At 62.1% G+C, this 17,970-nt stretch carries 15 protein-coding genes; 4 read left to right on the top strand and 11 right to left on the bottom strand.

Annotated elements, in window-relative coordinates; translation table 11 throughout:
- Positions 1–30 precede the first annotated feature (30 nt).
- Both N5D61_RS11715 and N5D61_RS11710 read right to left on the bottom strand, forming a co-directional pair.
- The gene (locus N5D61_RS11715; RefSeq protein ID WP_279892788.1) at positions 31–1,359 is read right to left on the bottom strand and encodes an endonuclease/exonuclease/phosphatase family protein; all 1,329 of its coding nucleotides are present in this window, start codon (positions 1,357–1,359) and stop codon (positions 31–33) included.
- 42 nt (positions 1,360–1,401) lie between these two features.
- Positions 1,402–2,202 (bottom strand): hypothetical protein, encoded by an 801-nt coding sequence (locus N5D61_RS11710; protein ID WP_279892786.1) that lies wholly within the window; start codon positions 2,200–2,202, stop codon positions 1,402–1,404.
- A gap of 311 nt (positions 2,203–2,513) precedes the next feature.
- Between N5D61_RS11710 and N5D61_RS11705 the strand changes: the two genes are divergently transcribed.
- The 3 genes from N5D61_RS11705 (at position 2,514) to N5D61_RS11695 (ending at position 5,579) form a co-directional block, all read left to right on the top strand.
- A complete protein-coding gene (locus N5D61_RS11705; protein WP_108238601.1) occupies positions 2,514–3,245 on the top strand; it encodes a GntR family transcriptional regulator in 732 nt (243 codons plus the stop codon).
- A gap of 133 nt (positions 3,246–3,378) precedes the next feature.
- Complete coding sequence (locus tag N5D61_RS11700; protein ID WP_279892783.1) at positions 3,379–4,668, top strand: MFS transporter; 1,290 nt, start codon at positions 3,379–3,381, stop codon at positions 4,666–4,668.
- 65 nt (positions 4,669–4,733) lie between these two features.
- Positions 4,734–5,579 (top strand): amidohydrolase family protein, encoded by an 846-nt coding sequence (locus N5D61_RS11695; protein WP_279892781.1) that lies wholly within the window; start codon positions 4,734–4,736, stop codon positions 5,577–5,579.
- 168 nt (positions 5,580–5,747) lie between these two features.
- On the opposite strand, the gene N5D61_RS11690 is transcribed toward N5D61_RS11695, so the two are convergent.
- From N5D61_RS11690 to N5D61_RS11680, 3 genes are read right to left on the bottom strand one after another with little or no spacing between them, the layout of a single operon-like run.
- A complete protein-coding gene (locus tag N5D61_RS11690; RefSeq protein WP_279892778.1) occupies positions 5,748–7,166 on the bottom strand; it encodes an efflux transporter outer membrane subunit in 1,419 nt (472 codons plus the stop codon).
- Complete coding sequence (locus tag N5D61_RS11685) at positions 7,150–8,316, bottom strand: efflux RND transporter periplasmic adaptor subunit (protein WP_279892776.1); 1,167 nt, start codon at positions 8,314–8,316, stop codon at positions 7,150–7,152. The genes N5D61_RS11690 and N5D61_RS11685 overlap by 17 nt, the downstream gene beginning before the upstream one ends.
- Positions 8,306–11,542, bottom strand: coding sequence for an efflux RND transporter permease subunit (locus N5D61_RS11680; RefSeq protein ID WP_279892774.1), 3,237 nt, complete (start codon positions 11,540–11,542; stop codon positions 8,306–8,308). The genes N5D61_RS11685 and N5D61_RS11680 overlap by 11 nt, the downstream gene beginning before the upstream one ends.
- Positions 11,543–11,759: 217 nt before the next feature.
- Here N5D61_RS11680 and N5D61_RS11675 point away from each other — a divergent pair, with 217 nt between their 5' ends.
- Positions 11,760–12,173, top strand: a complete 414-nt coding sequence (locus N5D61_RS11675) for a hypothetical protein (RefSeq protein ID WP_279892772.1) — start codon at positions 11,760–11,762, stop codon at positions 12,171–12,173.
- A gap of 111 nt (positions 12,174–12,284) precedes the next feature.
- Here the strand turns inward: N5D61_RS11675 and N5D61_RS11670 are convergent, their stop codons facing one another.
- The 6 genes from N5D61_RS11670 to N5D61_RS11645 all read right to left on the bottom strand — a co-directional run bounded on the left by N5D61_RS11670 (position 12,285) and on the right by N5D61_RS11645 (position 17,958).
- Complete coding sequence (locus tag N5D61_RS11670; RefSeq protein WP_279892771.1) at positions 12,285–13,676, bottom strand: HAMP domain-containing sensor histidine kinase; 1,392 nt, start codon at positions 13,674–13,676, stop codon at positions 12,285–12,287.
- Positions 13,654–14,337, bottom strand: coding sequence for a response regulator transcription factor (locus tag N5D61_RS11665; protein ID WP_108238608.1), 684 nt, complete (start codon positions 14,335–14,337; stop codon positions 13,654–13,656). Before N5D61_RS11665 ends, N5D61_RS11670 begins: the two co-directional genes overlap by 23 nt.
- A gap of 158 nt (positions 14,338–14,495) precedes the next feature.
- Positions 14,496–15,389, bottom strand: coding sequence for a formate/nitrite transporter family protein (locus N5D61_RS11660; RefSeq protein ID WP_279892769.1), 894 nt, complete (start codon positions 15,387–15,389; stop codon positions 14,496–14,498).
- Positions 15,390–15,555: 166 nt separating this feature from the next.
- Complete coding sequence (gene pncA / locus N5D61_RS11655; RefSeq protein ID WP_279893072.1) at positions 15,556–16,200, bottom strand: bifunctional nicotinamidase/pyrazinamidase; 645 nt, start codon at positions 16,198–16,200, stop codon at positions 15,556–15,558.
- 5 nt (positions 16,201–16,205) lie between these two features.
- On the bottom strand, positions 16,206–17,171 hold the full coding sequence (locus N5D61_RS11650) for a D-2-hydroxyacid dehydrogenase family protein (RefSeq protein ID WP_279892768.1): 966 nt from the start codon (positions 17,169–17,171) through the stop codon (positions 16,206–16,208).
- A gap of 133 nt (positions 17,172–17,304) precedes the next feature.
- On the bottom strand, positions 17,305–17,958 hold the full coding sequence (locus tag N5D61_RS11645; RefSeq protein WP_279892766.1) for a DUF1345 domain-containing protein: 654 nt from the start codon (positions 17,956–17,958) through the stop codon (positions 17,305–17,307).
- Positions 17,959–17,970: the final 12 nt, after the last annotated feature.

Here is a 17,970-nt window from a genome sequence, read left to right as displayed (position 1 = left end):
GGTGCCGGGCACGCCCTAATGCGATGGATATCACAGGGGGAAGCTGAACTCGAAACTGGCGGCCAGATGGTCGGACGGGCCTGCTGCGCTCACGCGTCCCGTGGCCACCGGATCGATCGTTCCGTTGCTGACCGCGTAATCCAGCATGGAGGCGGGCTGCGTACTGGGGTGGGTCTCCGACGTCGGCAGGGCCAGTTGGGCAAGCTCGGGCGGCGAAATCCAGTTGCCTTGCGCCGTCGTGGGCCGCGGGTCTCTGTTGAAGTCGCCTGCCATCACGAAACGCGTCGGCGTGTGCCAACTGACCTCCCTGAGCATGCGCGGCGCGTTCGAGCCCCCGTTGGAAATGGCGTGGAAGTTAAAGGCGGTAACGGTGTGCCTTGGTGCGTTTCGCCAACGGATTTCGACGCCGAGCGCCGGTCGGTAGGAGGGGGCGTCGTTCCCGGTGGGCAAACCGTCGGAAACGACAACCGGGCTGACGGCTTCGATGTCGCTGCCACTGGCGACGAGGATGGCCAGATTCACCCGCAGCCGCTGAACGTCGAGAAAGAAGATCTGATATTGCTCGCCGCGTGTGGTACTGCCTGCTTGCCACAGGTAGTGACTGACCCTGAGGGTATTGCCGAACTGGTCCTGCGGGAAGTGGTCTGCGACGTGAGCCGCTGATGCGGGCGGCTGCCCGGCCTCTTGAAGCATGACGATGGCATTTTCTCGGGCCAGCGTCAGTACGAACGTGCGCCATTTGGTGTCGGTGGCTTCGGACGAACCTTGCATGTTCCACGTGGCCAGGCTCAGGGTTCTGGGCGTACCCGTAGACGAACGACCCACCTCGATGCGCGTGCCCTGAGCGTCGTTGATCACCCGCGCGTGGTGATAATCCCTCAACGCCCCTTGCAGCTGAATGCGCGACATCCACGGTCCGTAAGCTGCACCGACGATGATCTGCAGCATCCGCAACGCATCGGCGTGGTCCAGTGCCATCGGCCCCTGGGGCGCACGCAGGCCGTTCATGATGAAGCTGTGATGCAGGTGATAAAAGCTGAGCAGTACCGGGAACGTGCCTTGGGGGCGCACACGGCTGATCAGGCTGATGAAACCCGCGTCGTTATAAAGCCGACTGAACAGCGAGGTGAGTGTCTGCGCGAGCTGGAATTGCATTGGCTCGTTGGCGCTGCGCATGTAGTGGAAGGACAAGGTGTAGGTCAGGTAGGCCGCGCTGTGGCGAGCGTCTTCCGGACTGGACGAAGCTAACTGGACAATGTCGGTGATCACCACTTCGAGCTGAGTTTCAAAGGAATTGAACCCGTCAAGCGTCAATAAGTGTTGATCGATGTAATCGCGGATAGTTGAGCGAATCGGCATGCTGGATCTCGCACTAAAGGGTTATCGGTGAATGCCTGTCGTTTATCGAGAGAACACGACATTGAGTTCGCCGTTATGCGAGGCGGCCGAAGGGCTGGCCGTGCTGCAGGTCAAGGAATGGCTCAGCGCGGGCGGGCTGATCGCGTTGCCGTCATAGCCGTACAGTTCCAGCGCGCCGGTGTTTCCGGCAAATACCAGCTTGAGTAGGCCGTTATGAATCGTGATGCCGGGCGAATGCTCATACGCCTGGTCGATCAAAAGCACGCGCCGGCTCCATTTGAAGCCGTCGTATTTCATCATCCCGAAGCGTCGGTCTCTCCGGTCCCGGTAGAACAGGTGAATCATGTTTTGATAGGTGATCGCTACCGGGCTCAGGTGGGTCATCGCCGGGCCGTCGCTGCCGGTGGGGACGATCGAGGAGCGTGTCCATTCCATCATGTCCGATGACGACTTACGGAAGATGTTTTCGCTGTCGGGCACTGTGCAGAACATATGCATGACGCCGTTGAGCGCAGCGAAAGTCGGTGTTTCCGATAGGTCGCCGAACAGGCGAGGAACAGCGACAAAGCGTTTCGAGACTTCATTGTAACGGCACACTTTCATGTGCTGCTTGTTGTTTGCGTAGATCAGGTACAACCCGTCGTTATGGCTCACCAGTGCCGGCACGATACTGCTGACAGCGTCGACTCCGTCTACAAAATCCCAACCCAGTGCGCCGCGCTTACTGATGACTTTAACGTTGCCGAGTTCTTCATCCAGGTAAGTGCAGTACATCAGCCCATGGTGCACGGCTGTTCGGCAGCCCCGATCGGAGGCCGAGTAGAGTTCAATTTCGTCGCTCAAGATGCCGTTGAGGTTATGGGTGTAATACAGGTGCATGAGGGTGTGATCCATCTATCAATGAGTGGGTCACGTAAACAGCCCCGTTGGCATCGGCCAATGGGCCATTTCTGCCGAGCAGGTCCGGCGTTCCGGACGGACAGCGAGGGAAATCCATGCAAGGTATGTAGGAACACGTCATCGACGTTCCACAAATGGATGGCGAACGCTAGCTGCCGGACGGCGCACGGCGGACCTTGACGAGCATCTGTAACGGAATGATACTTCGCTCAAATTCATATAGATGACTAGATAACTACAACAGCGAAGCCGCCATGAATCGTCTATCCAGTGATGTCCGCCTGCCGCTTTACCAACGTCTGCGTGATCAATTGGCCGAGCAGATTGCCAACAACCGCTGGCGCCCCGGTGAGGCCATTCCCACGGAGGCCGCGTTGTCCACCGAGTATTGCCTCTCCACTGGCACCGTGCGCAAAGCCATCGATATGCTGGTCAACGAGAATATTCTCGAACGCCAGCAGGGACGTGGGACCTTCATCCGCCGCCCTCAGTTCCAATCCTCGCTGTTCCGCTTCTTTCGCTTTCAAAGCATGGCCGGCGAGCGCCAGGTGCCGGAAAGCCGCATCTTGTCCATCGAGCCGGTGACTGCGCCTTCCGCCGTGTCGCAAGCGTTGGGCTTGCCGCTGGAGGCGCCCGTCATCCGCATGATCCGCCTGCGTCTGCTCGACGCCCAGCCGGTGCTCGCCGAAGAAATCTGGTTGCCTCAGGTGCAGTTCCAGGCCCTGCTCGAAAACGACCTGAGCAAAGAGGGCCCGCTGCTTTATCCGATCTACGAGACGCTGTGTGGCCAGGTGGTGGCCTACGCCGAAGAAACCCTCACCGCCGAGGCCGTAAACGACGTGCATGCGCGTCTGTTGCAAGTGCCCGAGGGCAGCCCCGTGGTGGTGATCGAACGCCTGGCCCGCAACTACGCCGGTCAGCCACTGGAGTGGCGGCGCTCGCGAGGGCATGCCAGCCATTTTCGATACAGCGTCGATATTCGCTGATTCAAAGATGCCTTGAGGGAAGGCGCTGCTCTTGCCCCAAAGGCCTCATGTTTGCCCTTGCTGTACACGCCAAGCCTGTCACTCAGAACGGGCCCCACAACAACTGCCGCACCTACGTATAAGGACAACAAGCATGTTCAACTGGTATCGACAAGTCACCCCACGGGAGCGCAAGACGTTCTGGGCCTGTTTCGGCGGTTGGTCGCTGGACGCCCTGGAAGTCCAGATGTTCGGTCTGGCCATTCCGGCGCTGATCGCCGCATTTGCGTTGAGCAAAAGCGATGCCGGGCTGATCAGCGGCGTTACCCTCGTCACCTCCGCACTCGGTGGCTGGCTCGGCGGCACGCTGTCGGACCGCTACGGTCGCGTGCGGACGTTGCAATGGATGATTCTCTGGTTTTCCTTCTTCACGTTCCTGTCGGCGTTCGTCACCGGCTTTCATTCGCTGTTGATCGTCAAGGCGCTGCAGGGCTTCGGCATCGGGGGGGAGTGGGCCGCGGGTGCGGTGCTGATGGCCGAAACCATCAATCCCAAATACCGCGGCAAGGTCATGGGCACGGTTCAAAGCGCCTGGGCGGTGGGCTGGGGCCTGGCGGTGGGTGTGTTTACGCTGATCTATTCCTTCGTGCCGGCGGATATCGCCTGGCGGGTAATGTTCCTGGTCGGCCTGTTGCCGTCCTTGCTGATCATCTGGGTGCGCCGCAACGTCGAAGAACCGGACAGCTTCCAGCGTCTGCAAAAAAACAACGCCACCGGTCAGAGTTTTTTCAAGTCCATGGCCGGTATCTTCCGACCTGAACTGCTGCGCGTAACCCTGCTGGGTGGCCTGCTGGGCCTGGGTGCCCACGGCGGTTACCACGCGGTGATGACCTGGCTGCCGACCTTCCTCAAGACCGAGCGCAACCTGTCGGTGCTCAACTCCGGCGGATACCTGGCCGTGATCATTTTCGCGTTCTGGTGCGGTTGCGTGGCCAGTGGCTTCATGATCGATCGGATCGGCCGCCGGATGAACATCGTGCTGTTCGCCCTGTGCTGCGTCATCACCGTGCAGTGCTACGTGTTTCTGCCACTGACCAACACGCAGATGCTGTTCCTGGGTTTCCCGCTGGGCTTCTTCGCCGCAGGCATCCCGGCCAGCCTCGGGGCGCTGTTCAACGAACTGTACCCGGCAGACGTGCGCGGGGCAGGCGTCGGCTTCTGCTACAACTTCGGTCGCGTGCTGTCGTCAGTGTTCCCTTTCCTGGTAGGGCACATGAGTGAGTCCATGTCCCTGGGTTCGGCCATCGGCATCGATGCCGGTATCGCCTATGGCGTTGCCGTGATCGCCGCGCTGTGCCTGCCGGAAACCCGCGGCCGCAGCCTTGAAAACAGCGCTGCTGACGCCACAGGCAGCGCGCCGCGCAGTGAAACCGCCAGCGCTTGATGTTTCCTTATGGCGGCGGGTTCGGTGACACCGCAACCTTCCGCCTCTTCCGATAGATGAGACCCATGTCCGACACCTTTCCCGCGTCGATCCTCGGTATCGACGGCCACGCACACGTATTCAGCAGGGAGCTGGATCTGACATCGGCACGACGCTACTCACCGGATTACGACGCCACGCTGGCGATGTATCAGCACACTCTGCACAGCCATGGCCTGAGCCACGGCGTGCTGGTGCAGCCGAGCTTCCTGGGCACCGATAACCGTTATTTGCTCGACGCATTGAAGCAAGCACCCGAGCAACTGCGCGGCGTGGCGGTGGTGGAGCGCGACATCGCTCGCGCCGAACTGGAGGAGATGGACCGCCAAGGCGTGGTCGGTATCCGCCTGAACCTCATGGGCAAGGCGCTGCCGGACTTTTCCGAGCCGCAATGGAAGGTCCTGTTCGGGCACGTCGCTGAACTCGGCTGGCACGTTGAACTGCATCGGCACGTGATGGACATCCCTACGCTGATCCATGGCCTGATGCCGTTTGGCGTGAAGATCGTTGTCGATCATTTCGGTCGCCCCGATGCGCGATCTGGCCTCGATCAGGCGGGCCTGCGTGAGATGCTGGAACTGGGCTTGAGTGGTCAGGTCTGGGCAAAGGTCTCTGGCATCTACCGGCTGGAAGGCACCCCTCAAGAAAACCTTGAGTTCGCTCGCGCGCTGCTCCCCTTGCTGCTGCAAACCTTCGGCCCGCAGCGGCTGGTGTGGGGCAGTGATTGGCCGCACACCCAGCATGAACAGCGGATCAGCTATGCCTCGGTGGTCGAGCAGTTGCAGGCGCTGGGCTGCACACCGCAGGTGATGCGCTCACTGCTGATCGAGTCGCCGCAGGTGCTGTTCGATTTCTCGGTGGTAGAGGCGTGAAACGCGGTCTGAATCGCGTCGCTGAAATGCTTCTGCCGAAGGCGTAGGAGCGCGCTTGGTCTGGGCCGCACTCGGACGATGGCGTCAATTCAGACACAGTGATGTTGAAGGATAGATCGCATTCGTCCGAGTGCGGCCCAGACCAAGCGCGCTCCTACTGGGCTGCGCTCAGTGACCTGATGTCCATCCCCCACCCAACGCCACCGCCAACCCGACGCTGGCCTGCAACCGACTGGTGTCCACTTCCTGCAACCTTCGCTGCGCCTGCAACGCATTGGTCTGCGCCGTCACCACGTCCAAATAATTCACAGCTCCCGCCTCATAGCTGCTGGTCGCCATGCGTTCGGCGCTTTGTGCGGCCTGCACGGCGGCTTGCTGGTCCTGGGATTCCTGCTCCAGGTCACGCAACTGGCCCAGGTTGTCTTCCACCTCACGCACGGCTTTGAGCACCTGACTGTGGTACTGCGCGGCGGCTTCTTCGAATTCGGCTTGGGCTTGACGCTCGCCTGCGCTGCGGCGGCCCCCGTCGAAGATCGGCAGGTTGACCAGCGGCCCCAGCGCCCAATAGCGGTTGGCCGCCGCCAGCAGGTTGCCGCTGCCTTGGGTCTGGCCGCCGAGCAGACCGGTCAGACTGAAATCGGGATACCACGCCGCTTTTGCCACGCCAATGTTGGCGTTGGCGGCGAACACGCGACGCTCGGCGGCGGCGACGTCGGGCCGTTGTTGCAACAGGCTTCCAGGGAGCGCCTGGGGGATGTCAGGCTGCTTCAAGGGTTCAGCATCATGGACAAGCACGAAGTCGCTGGGCAGCACGCCCACCAATTCGGCGATGGCGTGTTCACTCAGGTTGCTCTGGGCCTTCACATCGTCCAGTTGCGCCCGGGCCTCGGCCAGTTGGCTTTGGGCGCGGGTCAGGTCCAGCACCGAGGCGATCTTGCCTTCATAGCGGTCGCGGGTCAGTTGCAGGGCCTGGGTGTAGTCGTTCAGTGAGGCTTGCAGAATTCGGCTTTGCGCATCCAGCCCACGGGCCTGAACGTAGAGCGTCGCCAGTTGCTTTTGCAGGCTCAGGCGCGCGACGGCCAGGTCGTCTGCGGAGGCTTGAGCCTGGGCGTCACCCGCTGCCACCTGGTTGCGAATCTTGCCCCATAGGTCCGGGTCGAAATTGAGGCTAAAACCGGCCGTGTCGCTGTTGTACACCGAAGGCTGAGCGTTGCCGCGCAGGGGCCTGCGGTCCGACTGCCGCTGACGCAACGGCGCCACACTGGCGTTCACCTGCGGGAACAGCCCGGCGTGCAACTGGCTGGCATAGGCCACCGACGCGTCGTAATGGGCAAGGGCCGCTTTCAAGTCGGGGTTAGCGTCCAGTAACCGGTGTTGCAGGCGATCGAGTTGCGCGTCCTGAAACACCGCCCACCATTGGCGTTGCAACTGATCGGCGGGTTTTGCCGGACGCCACGGCCCTGCGTCTTCCTTGAAGTGCGCAGGCATCGGGACGGCAGGGGGCGCGTAGTTCGGCGCCAACGAGCAGCCTTGCAAAGTCAGCGCGCCCACCATGGCAAGCGCGAGGTATTCAAGCCTTGGGCGCATGCGCACCTCCGACGTCGGCCAGTTGCACCGCATCATTTTCACGCAGGGCATCGGGCGGGTTGTCGATGACCTTGTCGCCGGCCTGCAGGCCTTGATCGATCACCAGCCGGTCGCCCAGGTCCATGGCAATGTGAATGTTGCGCAGGTGCACATGACCGCTGCTGTCCAGGGTCGCGACCTGCGTGCCCTCGGCCCGGAAAATCAGTGCACTGGCCGGAATGCTCAGACCCTGGCTGCTTGCGGCGACGGGTAAGGTGGCATCGGCGTAATCACCGGGGAGCAGCGCGCCATCGGGGTTATCGGCAACGAACTGTGCCAGCAGCGTGCCGGAACGGGGATCGACCGCCGTGGAATCCCCCAGTAGCGTGGCCTTGTAGGTCTGCCCCGGGTGTTCTGGCACGCTCAACTGCACCGACAGGCCGGGGTGGATGACGCTGGCGTAGTTTTGCGGAATTGGCACGTAGAGGCGCAAGCGATGGGTGTCGGCCATGCTGAACAACGGCGTGCCGCCACCATCGTCGGCCTTGATCAACTGGCCGATGTCAGTGTTGCGTGCGGTGATCGTACCGGTAAATGGCGCCCGAATGGTTTTGTACGCCGTCAGGTCATTCAGGCGTCGGTAATCCGCTTCAGCGGCCTGTACATCGGCTTTCGCAGCCGTGGCAGCAGCGACCTTTTCATCCACTTCCTGTTGCGACACCGAATGCGTGGCGAGCAGGTGTTGCCAACGTTCGGCGGTGGTTTGAGCGATACGTGCGTTGGCCTGTTGCTGAGCCAGATGGGCGCGGGTCTGCGCCAGTTGCTGATCCAGTTCCGGGCTGTCGATGTGGGCCAGGACCTGACCGGCCTGCACCGGCGTGCCGATGTCAGCACTCCAGTCTTTCAGGTAGCCGCTGACCCGAGCGTTGATCGATGCCTTGCTCCAGGCCTCCAGCCGTGCTGGCAGTTGCAGGATGTCGCCCTGAGCCTTCCGTGATGGCGAGACCACGGTAACCACTGGCATGGACTGGCTTTCGGTCCAGGCCGCGACGTCATGGTCATGACGGGTGCGTGCTGCCAGGCCGTTGGTGACCAACAGCGCCGCCAGGGTCAGGCCGCCGACGCCGGTCAGCATCAGGCGTTTACGCGAAGGGGTGTTTTCAGACGACATGGGGTGTTTCTCCATCCAGTGCACGTGGGGCGGCAGCTTGAGGTTTCGAATGACGGTGCACGAGGCTGAACACCACGGGCACGAACAGCAGGGTGGCGGTGGTGGCGAGCATCAGCCCACCGATCACCGCACGGCCCAGCGGCGCGTTTTGTTCTTGAGAGAGGGCCAGGGGCAGCATGCCGATGATCATCGCCAGCGCAGTCATGCACACCGGCCGGAAGCGGGTATAGCCACCTTCCAGCGCTGCGAGCAGGGCGTCGCCGTGTTCGGCCAGACGTTCTCGGCAGAAGCTCACCACCAGAATCGAGTTGGCGGTCGCGACGCCCATGCACAGGATCGCCCCGGTCAGCGCCGGCACCGACAGCGAAGTCCCACTGAGAAACAGCATCCAGACAATACCGGCCAGCGCTGCCGGTAATGCCGTGATAATCACGAACGGATCGATCCAGGATTGGAAATTGATCACGATCAGCAAGTAGATCAGCACCACGGCGCCGAGCAGACCGACGCTCAGGCCGCTGAAGGCTTCATGCAGCGCGTCGATCTGGCCGTGCAGGCTGATCACCGCGCCTTTGGGGCGAAGGTGGGCCATGCCGTCGATGACCTTTTGTACGTCCCGGGCCACGCCGCCGAGGTCGCGGCCTTGCACGTTGGCGAACAGGTCCAGGGTTGGCTGAATGTTGTAGTGGGTGACGACCGCCGGGCTGTCGACCCGTTTGATCGTGGCCAGGGCACCAAGAATCTGTGACTGGCCCGTGCTGCCGGTGATCGGCAGGGCTTCCAGCGCCGGCAGGCTGTCCAGCCGGTATTGCGGGGTCGCGGCGACCACCGAATAGGACACCCCGTTCTTCGGGTTGAGCCAGTAGGTCGGCGCCACTTGTGAGGTCCCGGCCAACGAGGCGCCGAGGCTGGTGGTCACGTCTTTTTCGGTGATGCCCAGTTGCTTGGCACGCAGGCGATCGACGTTCACCTGCATCGAGGGGTAACCGGTGGACTGCTGAATGCGCAGGTCGGTGATCCCGGCGACGTGTTGCAGACGGCGCTGCAACTCCAGCGCATAGGCGCGGTTGGCGGCATCGTCGCGGCCGGAGATTTTCACGTCCAGCGGCGCCGGGTTGCCGAAGTTGAGGATCTGGCTGCTGATGTCCGCGGGCAGAAACGCAAACTGACTGCCGGGAAAACTGCGTGGCAGGGCCTCGCGCAGGCGTTTGACGTAGTCCTCGGTCGGTGCGTGGTGCGCTTTCAACGTGACCTGAATGTCGCCATCCTGTGGGCCGATCGTGCCGCTGCTGCTGTAGGCCATGTCGATGCCACTCAGGGGGATGCCGATGTTATCGATCACCGTGTCCAGTTCGTCGGCCGGGATGATCTCGCGGATGCGTTGTTCGATGCGGTCGAAGGCCGCAGCACTTTCTTCGATCCGCGTCCCCAGCGGCAGACGCACGTGCAGCGACAGGGCGCCCGCGTCGGTGGCCGGGAAGAAGTCTTCGCCCAGGCTCGGCAGCAGCGCGAAGCTCGCCAGCACGCAGGCGAGGAAGCCGAGCAGGAAGGCTTTACGGCGCTTCAGGGCCAGGCCCAGCAATCCGTAATACACGTCGCGAACGTTCGAGAAACGCTGCTCGAATCCCTGTTGGAAGCGCAAGGCAGCACGCAGGATGGCGTGGCGCTGGCGGCCATGCTGGTCGCCTTCATGGTGGTTGATGAAGGCATCTTCCGGGTGATGACCGGGGCCGCTTTCCAGCCCGTGAGGTTTGAGCAGGAACATCGCCAGCGTTGGCACCAGAGTGCGGGACAGCAGAAACGAACTGCCCATGGCGAAGATCACCGCCAGCGCCATCGGGCGGAACAGGTAACCGGCAATGCCTTGCAGCATGAACATCGGCACGAAGACGATGCAGATACACAGCAGCGATACGAACGCCGGGCCGACGATCTGCCGCGCGCCGTCCATGATCGCGTCTTTCACCGCCTTGCCTTGTTCCAGGTGCCAGTTGATGTTCTCGATGGTCACCGTGGCGTCGTCCACCAGAATCCCCACCGCCAGGGCCAGTCCGCCCAGGGTCATGACGTTGAGCGTCTGGCCGGTGAGCGCAAGCAGTGCGATCGCCGACAGCACCGCCAGCGGAATCGAGGCGGCGATGATTACCGTCGAACGCCAACTGCCAAGGAACAGCAGGATCATCACGCTGGTCAGCAGCGCGGCAATGATGCCTTCCCGCGCCACGCTGCCCACCGACTCCTTGACGAACACCGAGGCGTCGCCCAGCAGTGAGGTTTTCAGCTCGGGCGGCAGGGTCTCGTTGATCAGCGGCAGCATGTTGCGGATGTCATCGACAATCGACAGGGTCGAAATGTTGCCGTTCTTCAAGGCGGGCATCAGCACCGCGCGACGCCCATCGACCCGCACGATGTTGGTCTGCGGCGGCGAGCCATCCCGCACGTGGGCCACTTGGCCGATGGTGATCAGCGCGCCGTCGACGGTCTTGATCGGCAGGTCATTGAGTTCGTCGATGGCTTGCGGGCTGTTGTTGAGCAGCACCGTGTATTCATCGGTGCCCATTTTGGCGGTGCCCACCGGAATGATCTGGTTGCCCGCTGCCAGTGCATTGCCGACGTCTTGTGCCGACAAACCTTTCGCGGCCAGCGCCTGTGGGTCGAGGTCGAGGGTGATCTGGCGCTGCTTGCCGCCCATCGGCGTCGGCATGGCCAGGCCCGGCACGGCGCTCAGGGGCAGACGAATGCTGTTCTGCACCAAGTCGCGAATCCGCGCCTCCGACAAGGTCGGGCTGGAAAAGGCCATTTGCAGGATCGGCACCGTCGAAGCGCTGTAGTTGAGGATCAGCGGTGGGGTGATCCCGGCGGGCATCTGTTTGAGTACGGTTTGTGATACCGCCGTCACTTGCGCGTTGGCGGTGCGGATATCGACGCCCGGCTGAAAGAAGATCTTGACGATGCCCATGCCAGGCAGGGATTGCGACTCGATGTGTTCGATGTCGTTGACGGTGGTACTGAGCGAGCGCTCGTAGGTGTAAATCACCCGGCCGGCCATGGCATCCGGGGACAGTCCGGCGTACTGCCAGACCACCGCCACCACGGGAATGCCAATGTCGGGGAAGACGTCGGTGGGCGTCTTGAGGGCCGCCATCGGTCCGACAATACAGATAAGAATCGCCAACACGATGAACGTGTATGGCTTGAGCAACGCAGTCTTGACCAGCCCGAGCATGCCGGAAACCTCCCATTTCGACCCGTTCGAAAGAGAGGCAGTCTTGATGCAGGGACCTAACACGCCGCTTTCAGCCAGATGAACAAACCGTTAGGAAGGCGCGCAAGGAGCTTTCATGGGGCATTCATTTGTCGTTCATCCGGGCCAGTCGCAGGCTGATCTCATCGAAGTCCACCCTGGACCACAGGGCGCTTTTCAACTCGCTGAGGATCGTGTCATGAACGCCAAATCATTATTGCTGTTACCTGTGTTGGGTCTGGTCGCTGCCTTGTCCGGGTGTGCGGGGCCGATGCCAAAAGCCGACCCGAATGAAGCCTGGATCGGTTTGCAGGAAGAACCTTCGGGGACGTTGCTGGCGGAAGACGTGGACGGCAAGCGCCTGAATGACGGGCGCTACTTCGACGTCAAGCCGGGCGCACACACCCTGGATGTGGACTTGATCGTCGAAGGCACGGGTAACAACGATGACCAGATGAACTGTGAAGCGGGCATCACGTTCAGCCAGTTCAAGGCGGGCGAGCACTACACACTCGTAGAATCGAGCCTTGGCGAAGAATACCGGGTCCGGTTGGAGGATGCCCAAGGCCATCAGTTGGGGCACACCAAGGACTTCACATGCATGCCCGGCTGAGCCGCCCTACTTGATCCATGTCCTGTCGAGCCCAGGGTGCCAAGACCTTGGGCTTTTTTTGCGCGTTGAGCGGTTTTCGGCAACGGTCACCGGCGGCGTGGCGTCTCGTGTTCACCCCAACGCCAGCACCTGCCTACACTCCAATACCAGGCTCGCGCCGCCCGACGGGCTGCTGCCGATGCGCAGTTTGAAGCCGTGCAGATTGACGATCGCTGCGACGATCGACAGGCCCAGCCCGAAACCACTCTGCTGGTTGCCGGTTTCGCTGCGATAGAAGCGCTTGAACACCGCTTCGCGCTCGGCGTCCGGGATGCCGGGGCCGGTGTCCTGAACTTCGATGAAGGGTGTTTCGCCCTCGGCCCGCGCAATCATCAGCACTTGGCCACCTGGCGGGGTGAATTTGATGGAGTTGCTCAACAGGTTCGATAACGCCTCGAACAGCAGTGCCCGGTCGCCCACCAGCGGGGGAAGGTCGTCGGCGATTTTGAGTTGCAATGAAATGCCGCCTTCTTCGGCCAGCGGCAGGTAAAAATCGAACAGCTCCTGCAGCAGTGACACCGGGTCAAGTTGGCCGAAAGCGGACCTTCGCTGGTGGTCTTCCAGCTCGGAGATGCGCAACAGCCCGCGAAACCGCGCCATGAGGGTGTCGGCGTCGGCGATGACCTGGGCCATCTGCTCCCCGTGGGGCGAATCCTCCGCCGATTGTTGCTGTATGCGGTAAAGCTGCGCACGCAAACGGGTCAGCGGGGTGCGCAGGTCGTGAGCGATGTTGTCGCAGACACCCTTGACCTCGTTCATCAGGCGCTCGATGCGGTCGAGCATGGCGTTGACGATGTCCGCCAGCATGTCGATTTCATCCCGCCGGTCCGACACGGGCAAGCGCCGGGTCAGATCCCCCGTCACGATGGCTTCGGCGCTGGCTTGAATGGCGCCGATGCGCTGCAGGGGTTGTCGCCGTAGCAGATGCCAGCCCAGCGCGCCGGGAATGATGGTCAAGGAGATACCCCACAACAGCGCGCGAAGGATCAGGGTGGTCACGGCGAACAGCGAGCCGTTGTCCCGCACCAGCACCAGCCAGCGGTTGTCGAGGGTGTGAATGGCCACCGCATCGCAACTGGCCCTGGGCAGGTCCGGATCGTCCGATTGGATGCACGTGTCGAGTTCTTGAATCTGACCGTTGAGGGCCAGGCCTTCGGGGATGCTGTCGATCGGACCGCTGATGGGTTTGAGGTCATTGTCGAACAGCCCGTAGGCGTCCACGGTGCGGATGTCGAATTTGTCGCTGGTGCGCAGCGCATCGTCCAGTTGCTTGCCCTCGAAGCGGGAAAACAATTGCTGGCGCTGCATCAGTGAGTGGCGGGCGAGGGTGTTCAGGTAGTTGGTGACTTCCCAGTACAGCACCCCCAACAGAATGCTGCTCCAGGCCACGAAAAGGAAACTGTAGAGCGCCAGCAGACGGCTGCTGGAGGAGCGCCAGCCCTTAGACGGGTTCGGCAATGACATAACCTGAGCCTCGAACGGTACGTATCAGCGGCGTCAGGTTAGGGGGATCGATTTTCTTGCGCAAGCGGCCGATGTGCACGTCGATGAGGTTGGTGCCTGGGTCGAAGTGATAGCCCCAGACCTCTTCGAAGATCATCATGCGGGTGATGATTTGTCCGCTGTTGCGCATCAGGAATTCCAGCAGTTTGTATTCGGTCGGCAGCAGGTTGAGCTGCTGTCCGGCGCGGCTGGCTTCACGGGTGATGAGGTTGAGTTCAAGATCGCTGACCTTGAGCATGGTTTCCGCCTGGGTGACGGGGTTGCTGCGGCGCAGCAGGACTTCCACCCGAGCGGCCATCTCATCGGAGGCGAAGGGTTTGGACAGGTAATCGTCACCGCCCGCGCGCAGGCCGCGAACGCGTTCGTCGACGTCGGACAGGGCGCTGATCATCAGGATCGGCGTGGCGATGCCCAGCGCGCGCATGGTGGTGACGATGGCCAGGCCGTCCACTTCAGGCAGCATGCGGTCCAGGGTGATCAGGTCATAATCGCCGCTGACGGCGCGCACCAGGCCCTCGCGGCCATTGTCGACCCAGTCGACGGACAGGCCGTGGCTGCTTAACTCGGCGACGATTTCCCGGGCGGTCACGGCATCGTCTTCGATGGTCAGAATTCGGGTCATTGGATTACCTGGAGCAGGTTGCAACGGGAGACTTCATTCTGCCTTTAAACGTAGCCGGGATTTCTTAAAAATAATTTAAGTACTGGGCGGTATCGATGGAGTGGGACCATCCTTCCTGTTGCAGCGCGGCGTGCTCCCGCTGCGCTGCAACAGCGCGTTCACACCTCGTTGGCTTTTGCCGACCGCTTGGGCTCTCGGGCCGAAGGTGAGTCTTTCTTCGGCGCGTCGCTCTCGCTGCGAATCTGTGCATGGCTGAGCAAGGCGAAGATAAAGCTCCCCCCAATGATGTTCCCGGCCAGCGTCGGCCCGGCGAACACCTGCCAGAACTCACGCCAGCTCAATTCCCCGGCGAACACCAGATATGAGACCTCGGCCGAGCCCACGACGATGTGGGTGAAATCCCCCAGCGCCATAAGGTAGGTGATCATCAGAATGATCCACATCTTGGCGTTTTCCATGGAGGGAATCATCCACACCATGGTGGCGATCATCCACCCCGAGACAATGCCCTTGGCGAACATCTGGGTCACGCTGTTTTCCATGACCTTGCGGCCGATCTCCAGAAACGCTTCATCGGTCTTGCCGTCGAAAATCGGCAACTCCAGCATGACGTAGGCCACCAGCAGCGTGCCGCACAGGTTGCCGATCAGCACGGTGGTCCACAGGCGCAGTAACCGCCCGAAGTTGCCCAACGTCGGTTTGGTCATCACGGGAAGCACGGCAGTGAGGGTGTTCTCGGTGAACAGTTGCTGGCGGGCAAGGATCACCGCCAGAAACCCCGCGCTGTAGCCGACGCTGGCGATCACTTTGAAAGCTTCGCCGTCCGGCAATCGGGAATTGAGCAGCCCCATGGCCATCAGCGACAGGCCCATGGTCAGCCCGGCGGCCAAGGCCGACCAGAACAACGCTGCCACGTTGCGCTCCAGCTCCTGGTCGCCCTGCATGCGGATGGTTTCATGCAGGACCGCCGCGCGTGGCGGCTGGTTTTCATCGATGTCGCGTTCTTCTTCGGGGGTGAGGCCGGGGGTCTTGCCGTCTTCTTCGTTTGCCATGGCGCAATCTCGCGGAGTGTCGTGCTGCTGCTTCAGACACGCGGCGTCGATCGTCGTTCGCTGACAGGTCTCGTTAAAGCATGCGGGACGGTTGCGCGATCCGTTCAGGGGCAGGGGATGCCTGGCAAGGCGCGACCGTCGACACCCAGAACGCTGCGTCGGGCGGTCAGCCTGCCAGGTCGGTGCTGTGGATGCGCGCCACCCCCGCTGCCGTCATGTCCCGCCACGCCTTTTCCAGCGATCCATCCAGGTCGATCGCTTTGCAGGCGTCGGCGATGACCCAGGTGTTGAACCCTGCAGCCCGCGCATCCAGCGCCGACCAGGCCACGCAGAAGTCCAGCGCCAGCCCGACCACGAACACGCTGTCGATGCCGCGCTCTTTCAGATAGCCTGCCAAGCCGGTCTGCGTGGTGCGATCGGCTTCGACGAACGCCGAGTAGCTGTCGATGCCTGTGTTGCAGCCCTTGCGCAGAATCAGTTGCGCATGCGGCGCATCAAGCTCGGCATGCAGCGCGGCACCCTGGGTGCCTTGAACACAATGGTCCGGCCACAGGGTCTGCGCCCCGTAGGGCAGGGGAACGCTGTCGAACGGTGCCCGTCCGGGGTGAGAGGAGGCGAAGGAAATGTGCCCGGCCGGGTGCCAATCCTGGGTCAGCACCACGTTTCGGAACTGGGCGGCCAACTGATTGACCCGGGGCACCAGCGTATCGCCATCGGCCACCGCCAGCGCACCGCCGGGCATGAAGTCGTATTGCATGTCGATGACCACCAGGGCCGCACGTGGGTCGGAAGGCAGTCGGGAGAGGGGCATAGTCATCAGGCGAGCGTCCGGATGGGGGCACCGGCGTGCCAGGCTTGAATGTCTTCGATCATCTGGCTGAAGAACAGGCGGTAGTTATTCTCCGTCACGTAACCGACATGGGGCGTGGCCAGCAGATTGGGCAACGTGCGGAACGGATGATCGGCGGGCAACGGCTCGATGCTGTACACGTCGAGTGCCGCACCGGCGATTTTTTTCTGTTGGAGGACTTCGACCAGTGCGTCTTCATCGACGATCGGGCCCCGCGCGGTGTTGACCAGATACGCCGTTGGCTTCATGCGATTCAGCGATTCGGCGTCCACCAGCCCCCGGCTGCGGTCGCTGAGGACCAGGTTGACCGAGATGATGTCCGACTGTTCGAACAGCTCTGCCTTGCTGACATAGGTGGCGCCGTGTTCGGCCGCGCGTTCAGCCGTGAGGTTTTCGCTCCAGGCGATGACGTTCATGTCGAAGGCCTGAGCGTAGCGTGCGATCTTCTGGCCGATGCTGCCCAGGCCGACGATCCCCAGTGTCTTGCCATACAGGTCGCTGCCGATGCCGATCTGCCAATGGCCTGCGCGCAGTGAGTTGGCTTCGTCGACCAGGTTGCGGGTGACGCCCATGATCAATGCCCAGGTCAATTCGGGGGCCGCGTATTTATAGCTGTCGGTGCCGACGACCGTGATGCCCAGGCGTGCGGCAGCCTTGAGGTCCAGCGCCGCGTTGCGCATGCCGCCAGTGACCAGCAGCTTCAAGCCAGGCAACTGGCTGAGCAATGCCTCATCGAACAGCGTGCGTTCGCGCATGACGCAGACCACGTCGAAGTCTTTGAGTCGCGTTGCCAGGGTGGCGGTATCGGCAGGGTAGTCATGAAGGAAGCTGACGCGGGCGATGGGCTCGAGGACGGTCCAGTCCGCTGCCGCCTGCGCAACGCCTTGCCAGTCATCGATCACTGCGACGTTCAGTGTGGAACCCTGGGTCATTTCGGTCAGGCCTCGTGGTGTAAGCACATTGGAATTGTGGGCGCCAACATACGCCTCGCAGGCGCCAAGTGGAACCCCGATTCGGCGGGGGCAGCCGGTGGCAGGGCGGGTGGGCACGGCGTCGTCGGCCGCCTCAGTTGAACAAGCCCGCCGCGATATTGATGGAAAACCCGAGTATTGAGGTGTTGAACAGAAAGCCGATCAACGACTGCGCGAGGACCACCTTGCGCAAGCTGCGCGTGGCGACCCCAACGTCCGAGGTCTGCACGGCCACACTGATGGTGAAGGAGAAGTACAGGAAGTCCCAGTAATCGGGGTTCTGCTCGCCATCGGCAAAGCGCAGGGCCGCGTCTTCACCGCCCCTGGTATAAAACATCCGCGCATAGTGGAGGCTGAAAATCACCCCGATCAGCAGCCAGGACCCCACGATGGTCACGCCGGTGAAGGCGTAATGCAGCGCTTTGTCGCCGGACGGCATGTCCTTGATGCCGGACAGCTCAAGCACGATGGCGGCGAGGCTGGCAATCGCCGCCACGCACACCAGCACCAGCACCCAGCCGGCGTTTTCATCCTCGACTTCGGCAATGCGCCGCACGTCCTCGGCGTTGGACCTGGCCGTGCGCAGCATAATCAACGCCATGTAGATCCATCCGGCCACGTTCCAGGCAATCAGGAAGTCGCTGGTCAACGTCATGCCAGGGGCGACGAGGACGGAGGCAATACCGGCAGCGATGCCCAAGGCAACGGCCAGGGTCAGGCGAGGGTGGGTCTGGGTCAGGCGCGTCATGGGCGGGCTTCA

The organism is Pseudomonas sp. GD03842, from assembly GCF_029841165.1.
Lineage (GTDB): Bacteria > Pseudomonadota > Gammaproteobacteria > Pseudomonadales > Pseudomonadaceae > Aquipseudomonas.
Note: the sequence above shows the minus strand (reverse complement) of the source record. Positions and strands in the feature narration are given on the sequence as shown.

Coding starts and splice junctions, on each gene's coding strand:
- N5D61_RS11715 (WP_279892788.1), bottom strand. CDS start 1,359: ATGCCGATTCGCTCAACTATCCGCGATTACATCGATCAACACTTATTG.
- N5D61_RS11705 (WP_108238601.1), top strand. CDS start 2,514: ATGAATCGTCTATCCAGTGATGTCCGCCTGCCGCTTTACCAACGTCTG.
- N5D61_RS11700 (WP_279892783.1), top strand. CDS start 3,379: ATGTTCAACTGGTATCGACAAGTCACCCCACGGGAGCGCAAGACGTTC.
- N5D61_RS11695 (WP_279892781.1), top strand. CDS start 4,734: ATGTCCGACACCTTTCCCGCGTCGATCCTCGGTATCGACGGCCACGCA.
- N5D61_RS11690 (WP_279892778.1), bottom strand. CDS start 7,166: ATGCGCCCAAGGCTTGAATACCTCGCGCTTGCCATGGTGGGCGCGCTG.
- N5D61_RS11685 (WP_279892776.1), bottom strand. CDS start 8,316: ATGTCGTCTGAAAACACCCCTTCGCGTAAACGCCTGATGCTGACCGGC.
- N5D61_RS11680 (WP_279892774.1), bottom strand. CDS start 11,542: ATGCTCGGGCTGGTCAAGACTGCGTTGCTCAAGCCATACACGTTCATC.
- N5D61_RS11675 (WP_279892772.1), top strand. CDS start 11,760: ATGAACGCCAAATCATTATTGCTGTTACCTGTGTTGGGTCTGGTCGCT.
- N5D61_RS11670 (WP_279892771.1), bottom strand. CDS start 13,676: ATGTCATTGCCGAACCCGTCTAAGGGCTGGCGCTCCTCCAGCAGCCGT.
- N5D61_RS11665 (WP_108238608.1), bottom strand. CDS start 14,337: ATGACCCGAATTCTGACCATCGAAGACGATGCCGTGACCGCCCGGGAA.
- N5D61_RS11660 (WP_279892769.1), bottom strand. CDS start 15,389: ATGGCAAACGAAGAAGACGGCAAGACCCCCGGCCTCACCCCCGAAGAA.
- pncA (WP_279893072.1), bottom strand. CDS start 16,200: ATGCCCCTCTCCCGACTGCCTTCCGACCCACGTGCGGCCCTGGTGGTC.
- N5D61_RS11650 (WP_279892768.1), bottom strand. CDS start 17,171: ATGACCCAGGGTTCCACACTGAACGTCGCAGTGATCGATGACTGGCAA.
- N5D61_RS11645 (WP_279892766.1), bottom strand. CDS start 17,958: ATGACGCGCCTGACCCAGACCCACCCTCGCCTGACCCTGGCCGTTGCC.